Source organism: Salinivibrio sp. ML323 (assembly GCF_001995745.1).
Lineage (GTDB): Bacteria > Pseudomonadota > Gammaproteobacteria > Enterobacterales > Vibrionaceae > Salinivibrio > Salinivibrio kushneri.
Genome location: NZ_MUES01000006.1, coordinates 188,299 through 210,780 on the forward strand (window position 1 = coordinate 188,299; position 22,482 = coordinate 210,780).

The following is a 22,482-nucleotide window of genomic DNA, read 5'->3' on the forward strand; positions in this document are numbered from 1 at the left end:
CGTAGACGCGCGCGACCGTGGCACGTGAGCTCGCATTCCTTGTCGGACTTGCGCACAATAGCAACCTGACACCTTGAGGAGAGTCTGATGGCCCGTTCGCCCTGCCGCCAATGCGGTTTTACCTATCACTGTATCTGTCACTGCTATTGGCCGCTGGAAAGCCAATTGCAATGCGTGCTGGTGATGCACGAAAACGAAGCGGCGCGCCAATCCAACACCGGCAAACTGGTTAAAGCGGCGCTGCCCGACACGAAAATCGAAATTTGGCAACGCAAGCAACCACCGCAAGCCTTGCTCGACAGCTGGGCGCGCGGTGATGTGTCACCTTGGTTGTTGTTTCCCAGTGGTGATGCTATCCCGGCAGATAGGCTATTTGCTGACGCGGTTCGGTCTGTCTCTTGCGCGGATGGGTCAGTCTCTTGCGCGGAGGCGTTAGCCGCCACCAAAGCGCCTCGCGCGCCGTTACAGTTTGTGGTGCTGGATGCGACTTGGCAGCAGGCGCAAAAAATGCTCAATAAAAGCCCGTGGCTCCATCGTCTGCCGCGGGTCAGTTTGCCGTCGACTGCGGCCTCACAATATACACTCAGGCGCAACCAACCACCGGGACACTTGTGTACCAGTGAAGCGGTGAGTGCATTACTACGAAGCCAAGGCGACGTGAACGCCGCCACGCAGCTGGACCATTTTCTGGTCCACTTTATGAAGAGCTACGAGGCCGATCGCCACCATCACACCACACCGCTCGCCGCCCCAAAGATGCTGCCCCCAAAAGAATGAACAAAAAACGCCGAGCACAGCGCACTGCCATGCTCGGCGTTTAAGTCGTTTATGGGCTACAGCTTAAAGCGGCTGATCTCTTGCTCAAGGCTATGAGAAAGCTCGGATAACGTCGCGGCTTGACGCGCGGCTTCATCCGCTTCGGTCGATAGCTCATTGGACACATCGCGAATGCCCTCTGAGTTACGGGTGATCTCCGCAGTGACGCTCGATTGCTCTTCCGCTGCCGAGGCAATTTGGGTGGCCATATCGCTAATTTGGCTCACCGCCGCAACAATCTGGCTCAAGCTTTCGTTCGCCGCGCTGGCATCGTCCACACTGGCATGCGCACGTTGCTGGCTATCTTGCATCATGGTCACCGCGCGACCGGTTGCCTGCTGCAAGGTATCAATCATCTGCTGAATTTCGGTGGTTGAAGCATGAGTACGCTGGCTCAATATCCGTACCTCATCAGCCACTACCGCAAAACCACGGCCATGCTCACCGGCGCGTGCTGCTTCAATCGCGGCATTCAACGCCAGCAGATTGGTTTGCTCGGCCACTTCTTGAATGGTCGACAAGATGCTAGTTATGCTATGCGCATGCTGGTCGAGCTCACCAATCACACCGGTCGCCGCTTCCACTTCACGGGCAAGCTCGGTAATCGAGTGCTTACTTTGCTCCACTTGTTGGCCGCCATCGTTGGCGACGCTTTCGGTCTCTTGGGCGGTGCGCGCGGTGTTATCCGCATTGCCGGCAATATCTTGGGTCGCCGAGGCCATTTCATGGATAGCGGTCGCCACCATATTGATTTCATCTTGCTGATGACCAATCCGGGTAGAGCGCTCTTCGGCTTGTGCCGCGGTCAGCTCGGCCTGTTGCTTGAGCGAGCCAGACAGCTGGCGTAAATGCGACACCATGGTGTGCATGTTGCCGACAAAACGGTTGAAGTTATTGGCGAGCTTACCAATTTCATCATTGCTGTGTGGCTCAAGGCGCTGGGTTAAGTCCCCTTCACCGGAGGCAATTTCTTCTAGCGCGGCGGACACATTGAGCAAATCACGGAACAACACGTGCATCAACCACGTCACAGCACCGGCCACCAGCAAGGTGATAACGAGGGCTGTCAGTATAAGATCGAACAAGGCATCACCCTGGCTGGCGTATTCGGTGCGCTTATCCAGCTCAATCGCCAGCACCCAATCGGTGTTAGGAACCGAGGCAAAGTAAAACAGTTTATCAACGCCATCGACAGGCAATTCTACCAGCGATTGCTGTGCCAACGCCTGACGCACGCGGTTTTCATTCAGCTCAGGAGACAAGCTGCGATACGGTTTTAGCAGGCGCGCTTTGTCTTTGTGGGCGAGAAAAGTGCCATCAGCGCCTAACAGCATCGCGTTCGCATTTTTGCCCACGTTTAATTGGGTCACGTCACGGATCAGCTGGTCAATCAACACATCTGCGCCCACCACACCCATCAATTCACCATTGCGACGTACTGGCTCGGCCAAAGTCACCAACATCGCACCGGTAATCGCATCACTGTAAGCAGTGGTAATAATCGGGCTACCTTCGCTCACGGCTTGCTTGTACCACGGACGGACGCGAGGGTCATAATCATCGCGGTTGCGCTCAGGACGCGAACGATACATGGCGCCTTTTGGGGTGCCAAAGTAGATATCGTCAAACCCACCGGCCTCGCGCGCTTGCTGCAAATAACTCACACGATGGCTACTGCTGGTGTAATCGGTAAAGGCACTGGTGATATCAGCACGGATTTGCACCCAACCGCTGATCGATTCAGTCGCCGCATCGGCGATACCACTGACGCGGCTATAGATGCTCGACTGGGTTTGGGCTTGAATTTGGCTTACCGCAAGCCAGGTGAGAAAGGCGGCCATCAGCAATACAGCAGATAAGCATGCCCCAATTAATTTTTGTTTTAGTGATAACTGCATGGGAACGGCTCTCAAAGCAACGACAGGTTAATTCCAAACTCCCCGATAACCGAGGTAGCAATAGTGAACAGCCGTCACCCCGTCCCTAGGGTACCGCGAGCCCATCCAGCGCATCGCGGGTTCACAGCGCCGAATAATTTTTATCCGACATGGCAAGCGCGCTAATGTATCAATACTGAGAAAGGATTGCTATTTTTAAGTTAAAAAACAGTCAAGTAGGTATTATTTAGAACTAACGTTTGTGTTCGCACAATAACGCTTGTACAAAGCGGCCACATACAATCAGCCACTTACAGAACAAGACTGGTGGGGTTGCATTTTTAAAAGGTACGGTTCGCTTATGTGTATACCGACCCAGCCCAGCAGAACTTGGCCTCGATGCTGACGCTAATTACGGCAAATTTCACGCACTTTAATGCCATTCATATGATTATGAATTTAAGCGGACTCGTTTTGTTCACCAATGTGTTTAACCCTCGCACAAGTGAGCTAGCTTGGGTGTTAGCAGCATCCACTACCGTGATCGCAATTGGCGTTTACGTGACGCAATTAACTCACTTCTCTCACTAGAACGGACGTAATTATATTGTTGAGGACGCCTAAAAGACAGCTAATTAACTGTACAATCACTGTGTTATGATAACCTTTTTAAACACGTCGCTAACGACAGCAACACCCAACCGTTAACGACGTGTACCACGATACTTTTACCTTTGAGGCACACATGAAATACAAAATGATAATCTTGCTTGCCGCCTTATCATTGACGGCCTGCAAATCAACCTACGATGTAAACAGAGAAGCGGCGCTAGCGGCAAAGCCGATAACGAACGCAGTCGTACAAGATATTATTGATAACACCACCCCTATCAATATCGAAGAAGATCAATTTCAAGGGGAGCAAGAATATGTCGATCAGGCATTGTATTCAGCCGCTCGGCAAATTATCGACCTCCAAATGGAGCCACGATACCTCAGCTTAGAAGTCACGCTCACACCTGAAATGTATAACGGTGACTACAACGGATTTTCCATCGCGCTCGACAGTCAATGGTTGTTGGAAAAAGGCGCGATTGAAAAACCACTCGAAGATTTCGCAATTCTGTCCACCAATAACCTGTATAACAGTCACACGTCAGACGACATTTATTATTCAAAATACAACCGCCAGATCTTGCGCGGCATGGCCGTGGCGGCGATTGATACGCCCATTTCTGACCTATACGCCAAAACCAGAGGTATGCGCGGCGGTAAAAACCCGCTCACCGAGAAACAAGATAAGCTGACATGGCTAGATTTCATGGGTTTTACTGACGACGTTGAAAAGAATGTCTATTTGATGTCGAGCCTTATCACGCAGCACAATCGCTACGGGCGACACGTTGGTTTTTCGCACCACAAAGCGCGCCCTAAGTTCGATCCTGTTAAAAACGCACGAAAAAGCTATGCCGATACCAAACGCGCGGCAACGTTCATTAAAGCGGATGCAGAGCAAGCCCGTGAAATGATTGGCAACAAGTACTATTTTGTTTTCGTCCCAGGGGCAGCATTCGAGATCAAAACAACAGGCCAAAAAATCGTAATCGCACAAACAAAATATACCACGTTTACAGATGAAAACTTTCAGCCCATCAGGCTAAACGGCGGTAAGATAAAACCGTCTTATAGTTGGACTGGCAGAAACTACGAAGAAGATTTTACCGCTGAGCACACCAAGGCTTTCATCAAGGCCGATACGGGTGACGAACCCTTTTAAAGGGATGTCGAATATAGCTAAACAACATCGGTAAATTCACATAACACCATCGACGCTCCGACAAACCACCAAGCATCAACTTGGTGGTTTTTCTTGACCCCTCCGTCACACATACTGACCGGCGACCCAGCCGGAGCTCCAAGCCCATTGGAAGTTATAGCCGCCGAGCCAGCCGGTGACATCAAGCACTTCACCGATAAAATACAGGCCGGGGATATCTCGCGCTTCAAGGGTTTTCGAGGAAATTGCGTGGGTATCTACCCCACCAAGCGTCACTTCTGCGGTGCGGTAACCTTCAGTGCCGTTTGGGGCAATAGACCACTGGTGAAAATAGTGATGAAGCCTATCAAGCTGCTTGTCATCGAGCTGCTTGAGCGGTTTATCCGGCAAGCTATCGCGCGCAATCAAGACCTCGACCAAGCGTTTGGGGAATAGGCGAGACAGTGCGGTTTTTAAGGTTTGGTTGGGGTGCTTATCACGCATCGCCACCAGCACGTCTTTTAGCGACTCACTGGGGAGTAAATCGATGGTGACCGCTTCACCCGGCTGCCAAAACGAGGAGGTTTGCAAGACCGCCGGCCCTGATAAGCCGCGATGGGTAAAGAGCAGGTTCTCGCTAAAGCACACCCCAGACTCGGTGGTGATCGAACACGGCACCGACACCCCGGAAATATCGGCAAAGCGGGTTTTGTCTTCTTGGTGCAAGGTATACGGCACTAAGGCAGCGCGGGTGGGCAGTACCTTTAAACCAAATTGTTCGGCAAGCTGGTAACCAAAGGGCGTGGCACCGAGCTTGGGCATGGAAAGGCCGCCCGTGGCGACCACCAACGACTGGCAGCGCACCGACTCGCCATTGAGTTTAAGGCGAAAGCCGGCTTCTTCTTGTTCGATATCATGCACTTCGCAGCGATAGCGTTGACTGATGGTGGCTTGGTCGCATTCGGCCAAGAGCAGGTTAACGATATCTTTGGCGCTGTCATCACAAAATAACTGGCCATGGTCACGCTCGTGATAGGCCACACCATGGGTGGCCACCAGACCAATAAAGTCCCATTGGCTGTATTGCGCCAATGCGGATTTGACGAAGTGCGGGTTTTCACACAAGAAGTTATTGGCGGTGACATCATAGTTAGTGAAATTGCAGCGTCCGCCGCCCGAGATCAGGATCTTGCGGCCCGGCTTTTTGGCATGGTCCACCACCAAAACACGGCGACCACGTTGGCCAGCTTGTGCCGCACACATCAATCCGGCGGCACCGGCGCCAATCACAATTACATCATACTCAGTCACACGCTTACCTGTTTATTCTCTGCTCACCCTGTGGGAGCGGCATTGTAGCAGCCCGCACGTGAGCGGCAAGCGCGATTTAACGCGTCTGCGCGTCAGGCGGTGCCATCATGGCACCTGCGTTTTGCTCAATCATACTAGGGTCCATATGCAACGTACGGGTTGGGAAAGCAATATCCGCACCGTGCTGATGAATAATTTCAATCGCTTTTAATAACACGTCTTGTTTTACCTGATGGTAACGCTGCCAGTTGACCGTTTTGGTGAAGGTGTAAATAAAGAAATCAAGTGAATGCGGGCCAAAACTGTTGAAGTTCACAATCAAGGTTTGCCGCGTTTCAATATCTGAATGCGCTTCCAACATCGCATACACATCATCAATTACCGCACTGATTTTATCGGCGTCTTGATAACGCAGCCCAATGGTTTCGTAAATCCGACGGTTCAGCATCCGCGAGGGGTTTTCCACCACCACGTTACTGAATACCGAGTTGGGCACGTATAAAGGGCGCAAATCAAAGGTGCGAACCACTGTCATGCGAATACCAATTTTCTCCACCGTGCCCTCAATGTTGCGATCAGGGGAGCGCACCCAGTCGCCGACTTTAAATGGGCGATCAAAGTAGATCATCACCCCGCCGAAAAAGTTGGAAAGCAAATCTTTGGCGGCAAGACCGACAATTAAGCCCCCCACACCACCAACCGTGAGTAACCCGGAGACACTGACACCCAGGCTTTGTAGCAGCGTAATCACGCCAATGCAGACGGCGAGTGCGCGTAAGACGTTACCAATGGCGTTAATCGTGGTGTGATCACGGCGCCCTTCGTCAAATAACAGCTGCTCTCCACTGTTGACCAATCGGAGCAAAAACCAGATCAATAAGAACACGACCAGCAGCTCTCTGATCACGCTCACCCAGCTTAAATTCAAGTGACCTGCGGTATTATCAAGAAAAATTTCTAGAGCATGAAACGCAGGCCAGCCCCAGATTAAGAGGGAAAATGGCGTATCAATCGCGGGCCACAGCACATCATCCCAACGTGTTTGCGTGCGCTCTGCCAGTGCCTTTAAGCGCCCCATCAACACACGCCATAGCGCCCAGGCGACGGCTCCAAGCCCCATCAAAATGACAATATCTGAGATCCAGTCCCACGCGGCGGCTTGATAGAGTGATTGCCACCATTGGATTAGGCTTTGCATGCTTCCCTCACGATTACGGTGTCTAGGCGTTTATGCTTGTCAGACTAACAAAAAAAATGCTGACCTCGGTCAGCATTTTGTCGAAATTATTGGCGTCCGCTTACAAGCCCGCAAAAGCGACGAGAAAAAAGGTCGCGAGCAAGGCACCAGACAACGCAGCGTTAAGGATGAACAAGTGGCGTACTTTGTTGCATTTTCCCACGAATACTTCATCGTGATGATGCAGATACTCCTGACTACGAATGTACTGGTACAAGCGTTTTTGCCGAGAGATATCGCCTTGGGGTGAGAGTGAGAAAAAGTTGTTATCGCCACGACAGATTTGCTGATAAAGCAGCGGATTGGCGTCGCGTAACATCACTACCAGTGCACGCAATGAAGATAGGTAGCGCGCGAAATTGACTAGCATGACAGTAAATACCGCCATGATCAGGATATCACCGTTCATAGACCTCTCCCTCCGCTACGCCGGATAGCGCTCAGAGGGAGAGGTAAGTCGATTACTGCCCTGCTGAGCCGTCCATCACTGACGTAGACTCTTCAACTGCCATCGATGCCAAGTCTTTGTCGATAAAGAACAGCGCCTTGCCATCTTCGCCGACTAACTCGATCTTATCGAGTATGCCTTTAAACAGCTTCTCTTCTTCATGCTGCTCCGCTACATACCACTGCAAGAAGTTAAAAGTTGAATAATCTTGCGTGGTAAACGCAACGTGCGCCAAGCTGTTAATCTTTTCCGTAATCAAGCGCTCGTGCTGATAGGTTTCACGAAACACTTCGCCCAGTGATGCAAATTCGTGACGCGGTGCATCAATCGAACCCAAAATAGGCATTGCCCCTGTCTCACTGACGTAAGTAAAAAGGCGCTGCATATGCTGCATCTCTTCTTGTGCGTGCTTATGTAGGAATCGCGCGGCTCCTTCGAAGCCTTGATCCTCACACCAAGCGCTCATTTGTAAGTATAGATTTGATGAGAAAAACTCCAAATTGATCTGCTCATTGAGCCTGTCAACCATGGCAGGTGCTAGCATATAAAACATCCTCTTTATTTGGGGTTAGCTGCCATTCTGACCAGCAGCACGTTGGTTTTCAAGCGGATCACGCCGACTAACGGCATCGATACCGAGTCTTGTATCGAATTTATGACTCGTGTCATCGTCGAATTGTTGATCGGAATGCGATCACAGTGACTGTTTTTTATACGCAAGCTCGCTAAACTGCGATGACAGCCTCATAGAAAAAGGATAACCCTATGTCATATAAGCATATTTTGGTTGCTGTCGATTTGTCAGATGACAGTGAACGCCTGCTCAAGAAAGCCGATGTCTTAGCCTGTGCCCTCGACGCTCAGCTCTCTTTGGTACACATCGACGTCAATTACGCCGAGCTTTACACCGGGCTCATCGACATCAACTTGGTCGAATCGCGTAATCGTGTGATTGAAGAGGCGCAGCAAAAGCTGAATCAACTGGCCAGTGATGCGCAAAGCTCGGTGACACATACCTTGGTCAGCAGTGGCGATCTTGCCGAAGAAATCACGGAGTCGATTCAAAACATGGGCATTGATCTGGTCGTGGTCGGCCACCACCAAGACTTTTGGAGCTCGCTGCTGTCCTCCACCAAGCAATTACTCAATAAAACACCGGTCGATTTGTTAATGGTGCCTATCCGCGACTAGCTGCACCGCCTCTCTTACCTGTGAAGGCCCTGTGAAGGCGGTGATGCCGCCTWCTTGCTTTCATCATTGCTTTCTCTCTTATCCACACCAAGACGAACCGATTGCGTCCCCGCGATGAAACGGTACACTGCCTTTTTATTTACGATATCGAAGGAACCGAAGTCATGGGGTATCTTAGCGGCGTCACACTGCTGTGGGCCTTTTCATTTAGCCTGATTGGCGTGTATCTCGCCGGCCAAGTGGACAGTTATTTTTCTGTGTTGATGCGTATTGTATTGGCTGGATTGGTGTTTTTGCCCTTTTTACGCCCTCGCCAAGTAAAACCAGCGTTTGCCGCCAAGCTGATGCTGGTCGGCGCCTTTCAACTCGGTATTATGTACTGCTTTTTCTATCAGTCCTTTTTATTTTTGTCGGTGCCAGAGGTGCTGCTGTTTACCGTCTTTACCCCGCTTTACGTCACCTTGATTTACGATGCCTTAAAACGCCAGTTTAGCGCTTGGTATCTGCTCACGGCCGCGATGGCGGTGCTCGGTGCCGTGGTGATCCGCTATGCGACCGTCAACCCAGATTTTCTGGTCGGCTTTTTGGTGGTACAAGGGGCGAACCTTTGCTTTGCGATTGGCCAAGTCGGTTACAAGTACCTGCTTGAGAAAGAGCAAACTCAGCTGCCTCAACATGCAGTATTCGGCTGGTTCTATCTTGGCGCTTTAGTGGTGGGCGTGCTGGCTTTCGCCTTGCTCGGCAACAGTGACAAGCTACCCACGACACCCACCCAGTGGGGCGTATTAATTTATCYAGGCACCATCGCCTCAGGGCTGGGCTATTTCTTTTGGAATAAAGGCGCGACGCTGGTCAATGCGGGGGCGCTCGCGGTAATGAACAACGCTTTAATTCCAGCTGGGATTGTGGTCAATGTACTAATCTGGAACCGCGATGCGGATCTGCTGCCCTTACTCAGTGGCGGGGTACTGATTTTAGCCGCGCTGTGGTTTAACCAAACCTGGGTCAAGCGCCGCGTCGAGACCCAGCGGGGGGTCGTCGCCCAGCGGTAGGCCGCCCAGCGATAGCCCACTCCACAGTAGGCCGTCCCACGGTAGGCCGTCCCACGGTGGGCCGTCCCAAAGCCTCAGTGACCCGAATGCAAAACAGGCAGGGAAGTCCCTGCCTGTTTACTTTCCCGAGAGCGAATACTCACTCAGATAAAGGCAAACGCGTCTGAGTAGAGGTGATCACGGCTCACGCCCCGCTCTTTGCAGAACATGTCGCGTGCAACACCGGCCATTTCAAAACGGCCCGCGATGTAGATGTCATAAGCGCCGAGGCTAACAAAATCTTCCATCACCGCTTCTAACACATTGCCTACTTTGCCTCGCCATTCGCCTTCCGCCTGTTCAACCACAGGCATAAAGGTAATATTGCGATGCGATTCAGATAGTGCTTGCAGCTCGTCATGAGCGTAAAGCTGACACGGATTGCGTGCCCCCCAATAAATAAAGATTGGAGACTGTATTCCTTGATTAATACAGTGCTCGACCATGCTTCGAACATACGAAAAACCGGTCCCACCGGCAATCAACAGCAAGGGACGCTCACTCTCACGCAACCAGGCATCGCCGGCCGGTTCAGTGATTTCAAAGCTCGCTTCACCGCTTTCTAGCACGGCTTTGGCTTTTTCTACCACTTCCAAGGCAAACGGATTTTCGTCCGCCGCACCGACGTGTAGCTCGAGTTCGGCACCATCTTCACGACATGGGCTACTCGCCAGCGAAAACGGGCGTTTATCTTTTTCGCCCATTACTGCCATCACGTATTGTCCAGGCTGGTAGCTCACCGCCTGCTGTGGTTTCAGGACAATGCGGTAGGTGTGACATGCCAACGGCTCAACGGCTGTCACTTCACATAGTATCGACATTCTGTTCCTCTGTTCGTTTTGCTACAGCCGATGAGGTTATAAGAGGCGGCATCACTACCGCCTTGGCTGTGTTTTATCGTTAACGGTGAATGCTAGCGCATTCCAATAGGATTAGTCTAAGATCCCCAATTCGTCCCAAATCGCATCGACACGTGCGACGATCTCTGGGTCTTTCGCGATCGGTGTGCCCCACTCGCGATCGGTTTCTCCTTGCCATTTATTGGTGGCATCAAGGCCCATTTTCGAGCCCAGCCCCACCACAGGCGAGGCAAAGTCGAGTGAGTCGATAGGGGTGTTGTCTATCATCACAGTATCTCGCGACGGGTCCATACGCGTAGTGATCGCCCAAATCACGTCATTCCAATCACGCGCGTTGACGTCGTCGTCACACACTATCACAAACTTGGTGTACATGAACTGGCGCAAGAAGGACCACACTCCCATCATCACCCGCTTGGCGTGACCGGGGTATTGTTTTTTCATGGTCACCACCGCCATGCGGTACGAGCAACCCTCAGGCGGCAGATAGAAGTCGACAATCTCTGGGAACTGCTTTTGCAAAATCGGCACAAAGACTTCGTTCAGCGCCACGCCCAGTACCGCGGGCTCATCCGGTGGACGCCCCGTGTAAGTGCTATGATAAATCGGCTTTTTGCGCATGGTCAGATGCGTCACAGTGAACACATGGTGGCGCTCAACCTCATTATAATAGCCAGTATGGTCGCCATAAGGGCCTTCGTCCGCGTACTCATTGGGATCGATATAGCCTTCCATCACGATTTCCGCACTGGCCGGTACATCCAAGTCGTTGCTGATACACTTAGCCACTTCGGTTTTACTGCCCCGCAATAAGCCAGCAAATGCGTATTCCGACAAGGTATCCGGCACGGGCGTCACCGCGCCTAGAATGGTGGCAGGATCAGCGCCATAAGCCACGGTGACCGGAAAAGGCTCGTTGGGATGCGTTTGCATCCAATCATGCAAATCTAACGCGCCACCGCGATGAGCCAACCAGCGCATAATCAATTTGTTTTTGCCGATTTTTTGCTGGCGATAAATGCCGAGGTTTTGCCGCTTTTTATTGGGTCCGCGGGTAATCGTCAGCCCCCAGGTCAGCAAGGGGGCGACATCCCCGGGCCAGCAGCGCATCACCGGAATCTTATCCAGATCGACCTCATCGCCGCTCAGCACCACCTCTTGGCAACGCGGACGACGCACGGTTTTGGCCGGCATATTAAGCACTTGCCGAAATACGGGCAGTTTATCGAGGGCATCACGAAAGCCTTTGGGTGGCTCTGGCTCTTTGAGATACGCAAGCAATTTGCCCACGTCACGCAGCTCGAGCACGTCTTCTCGGCCCATGCCTAGGGCAACACGCTTGGGCGTACCAAATAGATTCGCCAGCACCGGAATGTCATAACCCACTGGGTTTTCGAATAACAGCGCCGGCCCGCCCGCTCGTAGGGTRCGGTCGCAAATCTCGGTCATCTCAAGATCGGGGTCAACCGGCTGGGTAATGCGTTTTAGCTCACCTTGCGCTTCAAGGTAGTCAATAAAATCGCGCAGATCGGAAAGTTTCATATCAGGCTCAAAGGGTTAATGGTCGCCTCTATGATACCAAGTTAAGCGGTATCCGGATCGGTAAAGGCTCGACATTAGCGCGACGACAACGCAGATGCAATGTGCTGCTGCCCAAGCGGCCCTAACTGATCTTGCAAGCTACTCAACCAATCACCTTTCCCCGCCTCCACCAGCAGCTGCGCCACTTGGTTGCCTTGTCGTAGCGACAGTTGTGTCTGCAGAAAATCGGCAACCGGCGCAGGCAGTGGCGATAAGTTGGCCAGCTGGCGAATCGCAGGTCCACGCAACGAGGGGTTATCGGCCGCCGCCATCATCTGCTGCAGTGCAAAGGGTTCTGTACCGCGCGCTCGCAGCGCGTGCAAGGCCGCGAGGCTATACGAGTCCGTGCCTCGACGCCATAACCTTTCATACAGCGCGGGACGCTCAGTGGCTTGCGCCAATGCGGCTAAAATCGCATTGTCTGGCATCCACATTAAGGTCGGATCATTTAGGTACTGATCGGCTAAATACGCTAAACCATCGTCGTCATAGTCGGCGATCATGGTTACCAAGGCATCACGACGTTGGCGATAATCGGGTTGGTCGGGGTGAACCCAATCAGCAATGACTAGCTGGCGATAGCTTAATAGCATGCCTAGCTCTTGGGTTAATTGCTGCTGACGATAGCGATTAAGCTGCTTGCGCGCCGCGGCGGCGTAGTGGAATGCGGGCGTGGTCACCCAATAGCCGTCTTGTTGGTGACGTAACAGAAAGTGTGGCTGCTGCTGACTTAAGGTCACGAGATACTCGCGCCACTTGTCGTTATCAAGCCGCAATGGTGAGGAGAGCAGCCGATACAAGGTTGCCTCACGCGTCAGAGGAGGAAGCTGGCGAATGTGTGACTCAAGCGCATTGATATCGCCCTTGGCTTGGAGGGTAAAGGCAGTACGCATCGCATCCGCCGTACTCGCTTTATCTAACACTTGCTCAATAAAAGGCTGCGCCACGATTTGCCCATCGGCCGCTGGCGCGTTGGATGCCAAAACAGTGGGGGAAACAAAGCCCACTATCCCCAGGCATATCCCGACTAGCTTGATGCGAAAACGTCTTGCCATCCGTTGCAATCCTATCTTCGGTGCCACGCGTCCTGCGCCACCTTTCCTTGGTGACAATGATTGTGCGAGTTCAGTATCAACTGGGCAATAAAAAAGCACTGCGAATGCGCAGTGCTTAACATTATTACGTCATCCGTTACGAGTTTTGCCGACGCATGGCATCAAAGAACTCGTTGTTGGTTTTGGACATCGCCAATTTACCAATCAAGAATTCCATGCCTTCCAGCTCACCCATTGGATGCACTATTTTGCGAAGAATCCACATTTTTTGTAGCTCATCGGGCTTGGTCAGTAACTCTTCACGGCGGGTACCAGAGCGGGTGAAATCAATGGCAGGGAAAACACGTTTTTCCGCAATCTTACGGGATAGGTGCAGTTCCATATTACCCGTGCCTTTAAACTCTTCGTAGATGACTTCGTCCATCTTCGAGCCCGTGTCTACCAGCGCCGTGGCAATGATGGTCAGGCTGCCGCCTTCTTCTACATTCCGCGCTGCACCAAAGAAACGCTTGGGTCGATGAAGAGCATTGGCATCAACACCACCAGTCAATACTTTGCCTGATGATGGCACAACCGTGTTGTAAGCACGCGCCAGACGCGTGATCGAGTCAAGCAAGATCACCACGTCTTTTTTGTGTTCGACCAAACGCTTGGCTTTTTCAATCACCATTTCGGCGACTTGCACGTGGCGGTTCGCCGGCTCATCAAAGGTTGAGGCAACCACTTCGCCTTGTACTAGGCGCTGCATTTCGGTCACTTCTTCCGGACGCTCATCAATCAACAGCACCATCAATTCACAGTCTGGCTGGTTAAACGCGATGCTTTGCGCAATGTTTTGCAGCAACATGGTTTTACCCGCTTTGGGTGGTGCCACAATCAAGCCGCGCTGGCCTTTACCAATCGGCGAGGCTAAGTCGAGCACACGGGCAGTGATGTCTTCGGTAGAGCCGTTGCCGCGCTCCATCACCATACGTTCGCTGGCGTGCAAAGGCGTTAAGTTTTCGAAGAGGATTTTACTGCGGGCGTTGTCTGGTTTGTCGCTGTTAACTTGGTTAACTTTCAATAGCGCGAAGTAGCGCTCGCCGTCTTTCGGGGGACGAATTTTACCCGCGATGGTATCGCCTGTGCGCAGGTTAAAGCGGCGAATTTGGCTTGGCGACACATAGATGTCATCTGGGCCGGCCAAATACGAGCTGTCTGCGCTGCGCAAGAAGCCAAACCCGTCTTGAAGAATTTCCAGTACGCCATTGCCGAAAATATCTTCACCGCTTTTTGCGTGCTGTTTGAGGATCGAGAAAATGATGTCCTGCTTACGCAAGCGAGCCAGGTTTTCAAGTCCCATGCTTTCGCCAAGCGCAACCAGCGTCGAGACGGGTTGAGTCTTCAGTTCGGTAAGATTCATAGTGGTGAGTGTCTTGTTTGTCAAAATTGAGGTCTGAAATTAGTTAGCGTGTCGAGACCAGTGGTATGTTCGAGAGATGAACAGAAGTACAAATTCCGTGCAATAAGGTAGCACCTAAATGGGGTATCGTCTAGTTAGCAGAAAAACAACCGCCGCTGAGAGGCAGCGGCGGTTACTTTAGCATTACAGGTTGGCGTCAAGAAACTCTTTCAACTGAGTTTTTGACACTGCACCAACCTTGGTTGCTGCTACACTGCCATCTTTAAACAATAGCAGAGTTGGGATACCACGGATGCCGAACTTAGGCGGTGTACCTGCGTTCTGGTCGATGTTCAGTTTTCCGATGGTGACTTTACCTGCGTATTCTTCAGCAATTTCGTCCAGAATTGGCGCGATCATTTTGCAAGGTCCACACCATTCTGCCCAAAAATCTACCAACACAGGCCCTGCAGCTTTAAGAACGTCTGCTTCAAAGCTGTCGTCGGTTAGCTGCATAATTTTGTCGCTCATCTTCTACTCCAATACATGTTTTTGTTACTGGCTAAATTGCGACCAGTAAATTATGGGACTATTTGACTGGATTCGCTTCCGTATTGCAAGCCTAAGCTGATATTCTATCCGGATGAAAATGACGCATATCACAGAGCAGAAATTTGCCGAGCTCGGCTTGCACGCCGATGTTCTTAAAAGCTTGGAGGCCAAAGGGTTTACTCAATGTACCCCTATCCAAGCCTTGGCATTGCCGGTCCTGCTCACCGGCCAAGACATTGCAGGGCAGGCGCAAACAGGGACAGGCAAAACCCTGGCGTTCCTGGCTGCGACATTTCATCACCTCCTTACCACCGATGCCCCTGCATCGCGTAAAAAGAATCAACCGCGCGCCATCATATTAGCCCCTACGCGTGAATTAGCGATTCAGATCTATAACGATGCTGAGCCGCTGCTAGCCAATACGTCGATCAGCGCAGGCCTCGCCTATGGTGGCGAAGGTTATGACAAACAGCAACAGACCCTTGAGCAAGGCGTTGATATTTTAATCGGAACTTGCGGTCGAATCATTGATTTTTACAAAAAGAAAGTGATTGATTTGCATGGCATTCAAGCCGTGGTCCTCGATGAAGCTGATCGTATGTTTGATCTCGGTTTTATCAAAGACATTCGCTTTTTGTTTAACCGCATGCCCGCCCCCGCTCAACGCTTGAACATGCTGTTTTCGGCGACCTTGTCGTATCGTGTTCAAGAGCTGGCCTTCGAGCATATGACCAACCCAGAGCATGTGGTGGTGGAGCCAGAGCAAATTACTGGCCATCGCATCAAAGAAGAGTTGTTCCAGCCATCAAACAAAGAAAAGATGCCGCTGCTGCAAACCTTGATTGAAGAAGACTGGCCTGAACGCGCGATCATTTTTGCCAACACCAAGCATCGCTGCGAGTCAATTTGGGCCCATTTAGCCGCCGATAACCATCGTGTGGGTTTGCTCACCGGGGACGTGCCTCAGAAAAAACGGGTGAAAATCCTCGAGCAATTTACTAATGGCGAGTTGGATCTGCTAGTAGCGACCGATGTCGCGGCGCGCGGGCTGCATATTCCGCAAGTGACCCATGTGTTTAATTATGATCTGCCAGACGACGCGCAAGACTATGTCCATCGTATTGGCCGTACTGGGCGCGCGGGTGCCAGTGGCAGCTCCATTAGCTTTGCCTGTGAAGACTATGCGGTAAACCTGCCCGCGATCGAAGAGTACATCGAACACAGCATCCCGGTTAGCGAGTTCGACCGCAGTGCACTGCTAAAAGATTTGCCACCGCCTAAGAAAATGGCGAAGCGTCCCAATACGCAGCGTCGCAGTAACAACAATAAAGGGGGCGGAAACAACCGTAACCGCCAACGTCGTCGTCCACAAAAGTCGGCATAAGGTTTCACGACAGATAGGTCAGAGCGCATCATGAGTGGTCACGGACATCCCACATCGACCCCGTCGCTGTACGCCGCGATTGATTTAGGCTCCAACAGCTTTCATATGCTGGTGGTGCGCCAAGTGGCGGGTAGCGTGCAAACGCTCGCGAAAATTAAGCGAAAAGTTCGTCTTGCCGCTGGCATGGACAACCAACAACAGCTGAGTGACGAAGCCATGCAGCGTGGCTGGGATTGCTTAGCTTTGTTCGCCGAGCGTTTACAAGACTTCAACGCAGACAACATTCGTGTCGTCGCCACCGCGGCGCTGCGCCGCGCCAGTAACGCCGACGCGTTTTTAGCGAAAGCCAACACCCTGCTTGGCCATCCGATTGAAATCATCTCCGGGGAAGAAGAGGCGCGTACTATTTATCAAGGGGTGGCGCATACCTCTGGCGGAGCAGGCAAGCGCTTGGTGGTCGATATCGGTGGTGCCAGCACCGAGCTTATCATCGGTGAGCAGTTTGAGCCGACCGTGCTACAAAGCCTCAACATGGGCTGTGTCACCTTTTTAGAAGACTATTTTGCCGATCGGGTGCTCAATCAATCCGCCTTCGATACTGCGATTGCTGGCGCCAAAGCCGAATTAGCCCCGCTGATAGAGCAATATGGTGCGCTCGGTTGGGATTGCTGCGTCGGCGCCAGCGGTACCGTGCAAGCACTGCAAGAGATCATGGTCACCCAAGGCATGGATGAAGTGATCACGCTAGAGAAGCTTCACCGGCTGCGCGATCAAGCCATTGCCTGCGGGCAAATGGACGCGCTGGACATCGAAGGCTTGACCTTAGAGCGTGCACTGGTCTTTCCCAGCGGTTTATCAATACTGATCGCTATTTTCGAGTGTTTAGAGGTGACACGCATGACCTTAGCAGGTGGGGCTCTGCGCGAGGGGTTGGTTTATGAAATGATGACCGCGATGCGCCACAGTGATATTCGCGCCCGTACCATCGCCAGCATTCAATCCCGCTATCAGCTGGATGAAGCCCACGGTATTAATGTCGCCGATACCGCTCTCGAGCTGCTCAGCCAGTGTCCTACATCCTGGGTACCAGAGTCCGAAGCAAAAAGCTTGCTCCATGCCGCCGCCTGCGTGCATGAGATTGGCTTAAGCATTGGCTTTAAGCAAGATGGTGATCATGCCGCGTATTTAATCACCCATCTCGACCTGCCCGGCTTCACCCGAGCACAGAAGCAATTAGTCGCCACCTTGCTCCGCTACTACCGAGAGCAATTGGTGTTGATTGATGGCCAGCACGCGCTATCCACCACCAGCGCCAATCGTCTGTTGCGCCTACTGCGAATTGCGGTGATCTTATGCCATCGCCGTGACAGCCGCGTCCGACCGATGATAGCGCTTACCGCCAAGGATGACGCCCTGACCCTCCACTTGGATACCACACTGCTCGAGGCCAGTCCCTTGCTCCGCGCAGAGCTAGAGCAAGAAGCCCTGCGCCAATCAAGCCTTGGATTACCCCTGGTCGTGCTCACTGACGAGCGTCGCATCTAATCCCATCGGTGAATAAAAAGCCCGCACCAGTGATGATGCGGGCTTTTTTATGGAAGCGCTGACAACACTACGCTGTGGTGATCCCGCTATGACGCAGTAAGGCGTCAGAGCTTGGTTCACGCCCTCTAAAGCGCACAAACAAGTCTTTCGGTGCTTCACTGCCACCACGACTAAGAATATGATTCAGGAAGTCCTCGCCGGTATCGCGGTTAAATATCCCTTCTTCTTCAAAGCGCGAGTAAGCATCGCTCGACAACACCTCAGCCCATTTATAGCTGTAGTAGCCTGCACTGTAGCCACCAGCAAAAATATGCCCAAAGGCGTGTGGGAAACGGTTCCACTCCGGGGTTGGCACGACAGAGACCTTCTCACGCACCGCACTGAGTGTTTCCATAATCCGAGGGCCCACCTCTGGGTCAAACTCGCTGAATAAACGGAAGTCGAATAAACTAAATTCGAGCTGGCGCAACATCCCCATCGCCGAGTTAAAGTTTTTCGCAGCGAGCATTTTTTCCAACATATCTTCCGGTAGGGCTTCCCCGGTTTGATAATGCCCCGAGATAAAGCTCAGTGCCTCTTGCTCCCAGCACCAGTTCTCTAAAAACTGGCTTGGCAGCTCAACCGCATCCCAAGGGACGCCATTGATCCCCGACACATCCGCCACATCGATTTGCGTCAGCATGTGGTGAATGCCATGGCCAAATTCGTGGAACAAAGTGACCACTTCGTCATGGGTAAACAGCGCCGGATCATCGCCCACTGGCGGGTTAAAGTTACAGGTTAGATATGCGACTGGCGTTTGAAGCTCTCCGTTCGCTTTGCGGCGACGGACACGACATTCATCCATCCATGCGCCACCACGTTTGTTTTCACGTGCGTACAGGTCAAGGTAGAAGCTGCCGCGCAGAGTGCCTTGGCTATCATGAATATCATAAAAGCGCACACTGTCATGCCAGGTTTCAACACCTTTGCGCTCGGTAATGGTCATGCCAAACACACGATGCATGACTTCGAACAAGCCGGAGAGTACGCGTGCTTCGGGGAAATAAGGACGCAGCACTTCATCAGAGATGGTGTAACGGGCTTGCTTGAGTTTTTCACTGTAGTAAGGGATATCCCAAGGCTCGAGCACATCAACACCAAACTCTTCTTTGGCATAGGCTTTCACTTCCGCAAACTCTCGCTCACCTTGCGGACGCGCTTTATCAACCAGATCGTTTAAAAAGCCCATCACTTGGTCTGGGGTTTCCGCCATTTTGGTGGCCAATGACAGCTCACTATAGTGATTAAAGCCGAGCAAACGTGCCAACTCATGTTTGAGGCGTAGCGACTCATTCATCAACTCAGTATTGTCCCACTGCCCTGCCTGCGGGCCGCGATCAGAGGCGCGTGTGGTAAAGGCTTCATACATTTCCTGGCGCAGCGCTCGGTTATCACAGTACATCATGACAGGCAGATACGAGGGGATATCCAACGTAAATAAGTAACCTGATTGCGACTTGCTCTCGGCTTGGGCTTTCGCCGCGTTGCGCGCCGATTCAGGCAAACCGGCTAACTCACTTTCATCGCTAATCAGCCTGCTCCAGCCCATGGTGGCATCGAGCACATTGTTACTAAAGGATGACGACAATTCCGACAAGCGTTTTTGAATTTCACCAAAGCGGTGTTGCTGATCGGCTGGAAGCGCAATCCCGGACAGCTCAAAGTCTTGCAACGCATCGTTAATCGCTTTTTGCTGCGCCACATCGAGAGCGGCAAACTCAGCACTGTCTTTCATCGCTTTGTATGCGTGGTATAGGCCTTTATGCTGACCGCGCCAGGTGGAGTATTCCGACAGCAACGCCAGGCAGCTTTCATACGCCTCACGCAATGGCTGACTATTGACCACCGCATTCATATGGCTCACCGGTGACCAGATGCGGCCAAGACGATCTTCCGCCTCTGTGACGGGCACGCTAACAGTATCCCAGCTTGGTTGCTCGGCCGCCGCTGCGGCATCCACCGCTTGGCGACAGTCAGCAATCGCGGCTTCCACTGCCGGTTTAACATGCTCTGGCTTAATGGCGGAAAACGGAGGTAAATCCTCAAATTGAAGAAGCGGGTTGGACATAGTGCCTTCCTTTTTGCTGATAAGGCGCTCACATTGCGAGCCCCGGGCAGATAAGTAACTTTCTTTATATGCCGTCTCTCTTGACGCTTTTCAATCCCTCCCCGTTTACCGGCGTGTATTGCGAGCGTTACAAAATGATTCTGAGACTGCTGCCTCACTGCCGGTTTGGTATGCTATTGCTCAGTGGGTCAGAGATGGTGGCTTTACAAGCGGCGCCAAACACGACAAGCTGACCTCGATATCAATGCCAGAGGCACCCAGTGCCTATAAGATGGAGAAAGACATGGCAAAGCATTTCGACTACATCTGTATCGGTGGCGGCAGCGGCGGTATTGCCTCAGCCAACCGTGCTGCGATGCACGGTGCTAACGTCGCCCTTATTGAAGCAAAACACCTTGGCGGCACCTGCGTAAACGTAGGTTGTGTGCCTAAAAAAGTCATGTGGCATGGCGCCCAAGTCGCTGAAGCGCTTAACCTCTATGCATCAGACTACGGCTTTGATGTGGATGTAAAAGGCTTTAATTGGTCAACCTTAGTGGATAATCGTGAAGCCTACATCGGCCGTATTCACAACGCCTACGACAACGTACTGGGCAAAAATAATATCGATGTCATCCGTGGCTTTGCCCGCTTTGTCGACAACCACACGGTTGAAGTGGATGGCGAGCACTATACCGCCGATCATTTTTTGATCGCAGTCGGCGGCACGCCCACGATTCCCAATATTCCGGGGGCAGAATTAGGGATCGACTCCGATGGCTTCTTTGCCCTTCCCGAGCAGCCTAAACGCGTGGCCGTAGTCGGTGCCGGTTACATCGCGGTCGAAATCGCCGGTGTACTGCATGCCTTGGGCTCTGATACCCACTTGTTTGTGCGTAAAGATCGCCCACTGCGCACCTTCGACCCCATGGTCACCGACACCTTGGTCGAAGTGATGGAAAAAGAAGGCCCCACTCTTCACACCCAACATGTGCCCGTGTCGGTCACAGAGGAAAGTGATGGTAGCCTGACTCTAGCCTTTGAAAACGGCACCACCCACAACACGGACACCCTGATTTGGGCGATTGGCCGCCATCCGACCACGGATAAAATTAACCTCGGCGCGACCGACGTGCAGACCACGGCCGATGGCTACATCAAGGTTGACCCCTATCAGACCACCAGCGTCCCGCACATTCACTGTGTCGGTGATATTATGGATGGCGGGATTGAGCTGACGCCAGTCGCCGTCAAATCCGGACGCTTACTCTCAGAGCGTCTGTTTAACGGCCAAACGCATGCCAAAATGGACTATGATTTGGTTCCCACCGTAGTCTTTAGCCACCCGCCAATCGGCACCATTGGTTTGAGCGAGCCAGAGGCACGCGCCAAGTACGGCGATGATAACGTTAAGGTCTATACCTCCAGCTTTGCGGCCATGTACACCGCGGTTACTCAGCACCGTCAACCTTGTAAGATGAAACTGGTTTGCGCGGGCGATGAAGAAAAAGTGGTCGGTCTGCACGGTATTGGCTTTACCGTTGATGAAATGATTCAAGGTTTTGCGGTAGCGATGAAGATGGGCGCCACCAAAGCAGACTTTGATAGTGTGGTCGCGATTCACCCTACCGGGTCAGAAGAGTTTGTCACCATGCGCTAAACCGCATAAGACAGGCTGGTAATAAAACGCCGTGTCGACACACGGCGTTTTTTATAGGTCACTCGCGAGCATGATAAGACAGGCGACTAGTGAGTGAGTTGCGCGCAAAATCGTGCCAAGCCTTCTTTAACATCCGCTAACGCGGCAGCCGCTTGTTCAGCAGCCTCCTGCTTGGCCGCTTGCTCGAGCGTCAATGCTTGCTGATGCAGCTCTAGCGCGGCAAGGTTGCCCGCACTGCCTTTCATCTTATGTGCTTCGCGCGCCAAGGCGGCATAGTCGGCATTGGCAAGCTGCGTTTCCATGCTTGGCAGTTGTTGCTCACTTTCTTCAACAAAAATACTGCAAGCCTCATCAAGAAGCGCCGGGCTATCCATTAGCCGGCTTAAGGCTTCTTCTTTATCCCAAACCGATACGTCGGCTTTTCCTTGATTGACACTCATGATGGACCCTTTGTACTGATAGACCGATGTGCCACGAGGGCGGATTGATGGCTTTGCCACCACCTTGTTTCTAATCGTTACTAAGCTTAACTGTCTACGTCTAGCACATTGAGAATGTGGCTAAACTCAGGCTCAATCATGCTCGCTTTTCCCCCAATTCATAACAAAGAAGTGAGTGCAGAACATGATGGATATGTTGCCTTGGCTA

General features: G+C 52.2%; 18 protein-coding genes and 1 pseudogene. 7 read left to right on the plus strand and 12 right to left on the minus strand.

Annotation, left to right across the window (positions count from 1 at the left end; all coding sequences use genetic code 11):
- The first annotated feature begins 87 nt into the window (after positions 1-87).
- Positions 88-777 carry a tRNA-uridine aminocarboxypropyltransferase gene (locus BZG13_RS06710; protein WP_077485970.1) on the plus strand — a complete coding sequence of 230 codons (690 nt, stop codon included), beginning with the start codon at positions 88-90 and terminating at the stop codon, positions 775-777.
- Between the two features lie 56 nt (positions 778-833).
- On the opposite strand, the gene BZG13_RS06715 is transcribed toward BZG13_RS06710, so the two are convergent.
- Positions 834-2,714 (minus strand): methyl-accepting chemotaxis protein, encoded by a 1,881-nt coding sequence (locus tag BZG13_RS06715; RefSeq protein WP_077485972.1) that lies wholly within the window; start codon positions 2,712-2,714, stop codon positions 834-836.
- Positions 2,715-3,438: 724 nt separating this feature from the next.
- Here BZG13_RS06715 and BZG13_RS06725 point away from each other — a divergent pair.
- Positions 3,439-4,470 (plus strand): hypothetical protein, encoded by a 1,032-nt coding sequence (locus BZG13_RS06725; RefSeq protein WP_077485976.1) that lies wholly within the window; start codon positions 3,439-3,441, stop codon positions 4,468-4,470.
- 105 nt (positions 4,471-4,575) lie between these two features.
- On the opposite strand, the gene BZG13_RS06730 is transcribed toward BZG13_RS06725, so the two are convergent.
- The 4 genes from BZG13_RS06730 to ftnA all read right to left on the minus strand — a co-directional run bounded on the left by BZG13_RS06730 (position 4,576) and on the right by ftnA (position 7,989).
- The gene (locus BZG13_RS06730; protein ID WP_077485978.1) at positions 4,576-5,760 is read right to left on the minus strand and encodes an NAD(P)/FAD-dependent oxidoreductase; all 1,185 of its coding nucleotides are present in this window, start codon (positions 5,758-5,760) and stop codon (positions 4,576-4,578) included.
- Between the two features lie 76 nt (positions 5,761-5,836).
- Positions 5,837-6,958, minus strand: a complete 1,122-nt coding sequence (locus tag BZG13_RS06735) for a mechanosensitive ion channel family protein (RefSeq protein ID WP_077485980.1) — start codon at positions 6,956-6,958, stop codon at positions 5,837-5,839.
- A 100-nt stretch (positions 6,959-7,058) separates the two neighbouring features.
- Positions 7,059-7,406: a universal stress protein UspB gene (locus BZG13_RS06740; RefSeq protein ID WP_077485982.1), complete on the minus strand. Its 348-nt coding sequence runs from the start codon at positions 7,404-7,406 to the stop codon at positions 7,059-7,061.
- Positions 7,407-7,458: 52 nt separating this feature from the next.
- Positions 7,459-7,989: a non-heme ferritin gene (gene ftnA, locus BZG13_RS06745; RefSeq protein WP_046074610.1), complete on the minus strand. Its 531-nt coding sequence runs from the start codon at positions 7,987-7,989 to the stop codon at positions 7,459-7,461.
- 221 nt (positions 7,990-8,210) lie between these two features.
- Between ftnA and BZG13_RS06750 the strand changes: the two genes are divergently transcribed.
- Both BZG13_RS06750 and BZG13_RS06755 read left to right on the plus strand, forming a co-directional pair.
- Positions 8,211-8,636 carry a universal stress protein gene (locus tag BZG13_RS06750; RefSeq protein WP_069361792.1) on the plus strand — a complete coding sequence of 142 codons (426 nt, stop codon included), beginning with the start codon at positions 8,211-8,213 and terminating at the stop codon, positions 8,634-8,636.
- Between the two features lie 164 nt (positions 8,637-8,800).
- Positions 8,801-9,688: a carboxylate/amino acid/amine transporter gene (locus BZG13_RS06755; RefSeq protein WP_077485984.1), complete on the plus strand. Its 888-nt coding sequence runs from the start codon at positions 8,801-8,803 to the stop codon at positions 9,686-9,688.
- Between the two features lie 143 nt (positions 9,689-9,831).
- Here the strand turns inward: BZG13_RS06755 and fre are convergent, their stop codons facing one another.
- From fre to trxA, 5 genes and pseudogenes are all read right to left on the minus strand, one after another.
- Positions 9,832-10,548, minus strand: coding sequence for an NAD(P)H-flavin reductase (fre, locus tag BZG13_RS06760; protein WP_077485986.1), 717 nt, complete (start codon positions 10,546-10,548; stop codon positions 9,832-9,834).
- Between the two features lie 129 nt (positions 10,549-10,677).
- Positions 10,678-12,129: pseudogene (gene ubiD, locus BZG13_RS06765) on the minus strand (4-hydroxy-3-polyprenylbenzoate decarboxylase); the annotation flags it as partial.
- Positions 12,130-12,203: 74 nt separating this feature from the next.
- Entirely contained in the window at positions 12,204-13,223 is a 1,020-nt protein-coding gene (locus BZG13_RS06770) for a hypothetical protein (protein WP_077485990.1), read from the minus strand.
- A gap of 136 nt (positions 13,224-13,359) precedes the next feature.
- Positions 13,360-14,625 carry a transcription termination factor Rho gene (gene rho, locus BZG13_RS06775; RefSeq protein WP_069361797.1) on the minus strand — a complete coding sequence of 422 codons (1,266 nt, stop codon included), beginning with the start codon at positions 14,623-14,625 and terminating at the stop codon, positions 13,360-13,362.
- 183 nt (positions 14,626-14,808) lie between these two features.
- The gene (trxA, locus tag BZG13_RS06780) at positions 14,809-15,135 is read right to left on the minus strand and encodes a thioredoxin TrxA (protein ID WP_021022211.1); all 327 of its coding nucleotides are present in this window, start codon (positions 15,133-15,135) and stop codon (positions 14,809-14,811) included.
- Between the two features lie 112 nt (positions 15,136-15,247).
- On the opposite strand from trxA, the gene rhlB reads away from it, so the two are divergent.
- Together rhlB and gppA are read left to right on the plus strand one after the other, a co-directional pair.
- Complete coding sequence (rhlB, locus tag BZG13_RS06785) at positions 15,248-16,540, plus strand: ATP-dependent RNA helicase RhlB (RefSeq protein WP_069361798.1); 1,293 nt, start codon at positions 15,248-15,250, stop codon at positions 16,538-16,540.
- A gap of 30 nt (positions 16,541-16,570) precedes the next feature.
- Positions 16,571-18,085: a guanosine-5'-triphosphate,3'-diphosphate diphosphatase gene (gene gppA / locus BZG13_RS06790; protein WP_077485992.1), complete on the plus strand. Its 1,515-nt coding sequence runs from the start codon at positions 16,571-16,573 to the stop codon at positions 18,083-18,085.
- A gap of 67 nt (positions 18,086-18,152) precedes the next feature.
- Here the strand turns inward: gppA and prlC are convergent, their stop codons facing one another.
- Complete coding sequence (gene prlC / locus BZG13_RS06795; RefSeq protein ID WP_077485994.1) at positions 18,153-20,195, minus strand: oligopeptidase A; 2,043 nt, start codon at positions 20,193-20,195, stop codon at positions 18,153-18,155.
- Positions 20,196-20,478: 283 nt separating this feature from the next.
- Between prlC and gorA the strand changes: the two genes are divergently transcribed.
- Positions 20,479-21,834, plus strand: a complete 1,356-nt coding sequence (gorA, locus tag BZG13_RS06800) for a glutathione-disulfide reductase (RefSeq protein ID WP_069361801.1) — start codon at positions 20,479-20,481, stop codon at positions 21,832-21,834.
- A gap of 86 nt (positions 21,835-21,920) precedes the next feature.
- Here gorA and BZG13_RS06805 read toward each other — a convergent pair whose 3' ends face one another.
- Positions 21,921-22,274, minus strand: a complete 354-nt coding sequence (locus tag BZG13_RS06805; RefSeq protein WP_077485996.1) for an Hpt domain-containing protein — start codon at positions 22,272-22,274, stop codon at positions 21,921-21,923.
- Positions 22,275-22,482: the final 208 nt, after the last annotated feature.